The 3,187-nt window shown below is 43.1% G+C and carries 4 protein-coding genes; all 4 read left to right on the forward strand.

The genetic code is table 11. The features are described from left to right. The first annotated feature begins 60 nt into the window (after window positions 1-60). Entirely contained in the window at window positions 61-1,344 is a 1,284-nt protein-coding gene (locus V7659_RS24875; protein ID WP_335542798.1) for an acetylornithine deacetylase, read from the forward strand. A gap of 4 nt (window positions 1,345-1,348) precedes the next feature. Next, entirely contained in the window at window positions 1,349-2,020 is a 672-nt protein-coding gene (gene tenA, locus V7659_RS24880; RefSeq protein WP_335542799.1) for a thiaminase II, read from the forward strand. A gap of 7 nt (window positions 2,021-2,027) precedes the next feature. Beyond that, window positions 2,028-2,762 (forward strand): ABC transporter ATP-binding protein, encoded by a 735-nt coding sequence (locus V7659_RS24885; RefSeq protein ID WP_335542800.1) that lies wholly within the window; start codon window positions 2,028-2,030, stop codon window positions 2,760-2,762. Next, window positions 2,752-3,187 (forward strand): ABC transporter permease (locus V7659_RS24890; protein ID WP_335542801.1); only part of this gene is annotated, 436 nt, incomplete at its 3' end. The genes V7659_RS24885 and V7659_RS24890, both read left to right, overlap by 11 nt.

Here is a 3,187-nt window from a genome sequence, read left to right on the forward strand (position 1 = left end):
GTATTAATTGTTAATGAAAATGATACAACCATCAGGAATTAACGATAAGGGCGTGAACAAATGAAAGAGGATTTACTTAGTAAAATCTCACAAGAAGTAGAAGCAAGAGAAGCGGAATTAATCGAATTATTGTCGAAACTTATTGCGTTCCCAACAGTTAGTCCACCTGCACGGAATACCAATGAGGTGCAAGATTTTATTAAAGGATATTTGGATGATTTGGGATTTAACACCGATAAGTGGGATGTTTATCCGGGTGATCCTAATGTGGTTGGGGTTTTACGAGGAGAATCTCCTGATCAGTTTAATAGTTTAATTGTAAATGGTCACGTGGACGTCGCTGAAGTGGGGGATACTTCAGCGTGGAAGGAGTCTCCATTTTCGGCATTTTGTAAAGATGGCCATATTTATGGACGTGGTGTCGCTGATATGAAGGGCGGAATTGCTGCATCACTGATTGCAATTAAACTTTTAAAAGAACTGGGAATTTCGCTGCAAGGCGAACTTCAATTTCAATCGGTTATTGGCGAAGAGGTTGGCGAAGCAGGAACCCTGGCATGCATGGAGAGAGGTTATACAGCTGACTATGCGGTCGTGGTGGATACGAGTGATTTACATATTCAAGGACAGGGCGGCGTTATTACGGGATGGATTACCATTCAAAGCAACGAGACCTACCATGATGGAATCAGGAGGAAGATGATCCATGCAGGTGGTGGCGTGCAGGGGGCTAGTGCGATTGAGAAAATGATGAAGATCATTGCTGGGCTTCAAGAGTTGGAACGTCACTGGGCAATTACGAAAAGTTATGAAGGCTTTCCTCCTGGTACCAATACGATTAATCCCGCTGTGATTGAAGGAGGACGACATGCTGCATTTGTGGCAGATCGATGTGCGCTGTGGGTTACCGTTCATTTTTACCCAGATGAAGATTATGAAGAGGTCATCAAAGAAATAGAAGAGCATATTGGCGCAGTTGCGGCCGCAGATCCATGGCTGCGTGACAATCCTCCACAATTTGTGTGGGGCGGAAAATCAATGATCGTCGACCGAGGAGAAATTTTCCCCTCATTAGAAATAGATTCTGAACATCCAGGAACGAAGCTATTAGCGAACTCCTTTGAAAACTTATTATCGGCCAAGCCAACCGTTGGTATGTCCACCACTGTTACAGATGCGGGCTGGCTGGGACGTGCAGGTATTCCAACCGCTATTTTTGGACCTGGTAAATTGGAAGACGCCCATGCCGTGAATGAGAAAGTCGAAGTTATCCAATTATTAGACTTTACAAAAGTGTTAGCCGTTTTCATCGCTGATTGGTGCAACACAAGAAAGGAGCAGTAGGGGAATGAGATTTACCCAAAGACTTTTTGAAAAAGTAAGTGATATTTGGGGGCAGACCCATCAGCATCCATTTGTTGTCGGGATGGGGACAGGGGAGTTGCCGATTGAATCATTTATTCGCTATATGAAACAGGATTATGTGTTTTTAATCGATTATTCCAAGTTGTTTGCTATGGGGGCCGTTAAAGCAACAGACTTGGAGACGATGGCCGCATTTGCGAAGCTTTTGGATGAAACATTGCATGGAGAGATGGACTTGCACCGTCAATATGCAGAGAGGTTTGGGATTACACATCAACAGCTGGAGGAAACCAAACCAACGCCGATCAACTTAGCCTATACACGGTATATGTTAAATGTTGCCCAGAATGGTTCTCTTGCAGAATTAGTATCTGCTCTCTTGCCGTGTATGTGGAGCTATTGGGAGATTAGCAAAGTGCTAGCAACTAACTATCCTGATGCTATCGAACATCTACTCTATGGGGAATGGGTAAAAATGTACTCTTCTGATGAGTTTGGTTCATTAGCAACTTGGCTTATTGATTTATTAGATCGATTGGCAAAGGGAAAACCGGAGCGGGAGTTAGCCATCTTAGAAGAACATTTCCTGACAACATCTCGATTTGAATACATGTTTTGGGACATGGTCTATCAGGGAGGCGAGTGGCCTGTCTAACTCGACGATGTTATCCATTCAAGGCCTCGCCTATTCTTTTGAAAAAGAAAAGCCCATTTTTCACGGACTAACTCTCGAGATGAAACGAGGAGAGTTTGTTTCCATCATTGGTGCCAGCGGGTCAGGTAAAAGCACTCTTTTCAAATTGGTAACTGGTTTACTTGAACCAGATCAAGGGGACATCCTGATTGATGGTCAAAAGACCGGAAAGAGATTAGGAAGTGTTGGTTATATGCCGCAAAAGGATTTGCTGCTGCCATGGAGGACTGTTTTAGAAAATGTGTTACTGCCTTTAGAAGTGACAAAGGAACATAAGCAAACGAGAATTCCTGAAATACGAGAGTGGTTATCTCGGTTTGGCTTGGCTGAATTTGAAAAAGCTTATCCCAATGAACTCTCCGGAGGAATGAAGCAGCGTGTCGCTTTTTTAAGAACGCTGATGACGGGAAAGGAACTTCTATTATTAGATGAACCCTTTGGTGCACTTGATTCGATGACAAAACGAAACATGCACAAATGGTTATTAGGACTGTGGGGGGAATTACAAAAGACGGTCTTGTTCATTACCCATGATCTTGAGGAAGCGATTCTATTAAGCGACAGAGTTTATGTGCTGCAAGATATAGGAATCAAAGAACTAAAAGTCAATTTGCCGAGGCCAAGAAGTTCACAGCTAATCTATCAATCAGAGTTTTTAACGATGAGAAAAGAACTGGAGATGCTGATTCACAATGAAAGCTAGCCTGAAGAAATGGACAGAAGATTACGGTTTGTTCTTATTGGTGGTCCTCCTACTTGTCAGCGGATGGGAATGGGCAGTAAGGCAGGCAATGATTCCGTCATTTATTTTGCCTGCTCCTTCAGCCATTTGGGGGGCATTGATAGAAAACAAGCAACTGTTGTTTGAAGAGCATCTGCCAGCTACCCTCAAAGAAGTTTTGATTGGTTTTGGGCTCTCTGTGATCGGCGGATTGATACTGGGAGTTGGAATGCATTTTTCCCGTTCAATCGAAAAAGTCCTTTATCCGTTCCTTGTGATCTCACAAACGGTGCCGCTTATTGCCATTTCACCGATTTTTATTATGTGGTTTGGTTATTCGATTTGGAGCAAAATTGCCGTGACCATTTTAACTGCTTTTTTTCCAATCGTCGTGAGTACGTATGATG

The sequence above is a fragment of the Neobacillus drentensis genome (assembly GCF_036966985.1).
Classification (GTDB): Bacteria; Bacillota; Bacilli; order Bacillales; family Cytobacillaceae; genus Neobacillus; species Neobacillus drentensis_E.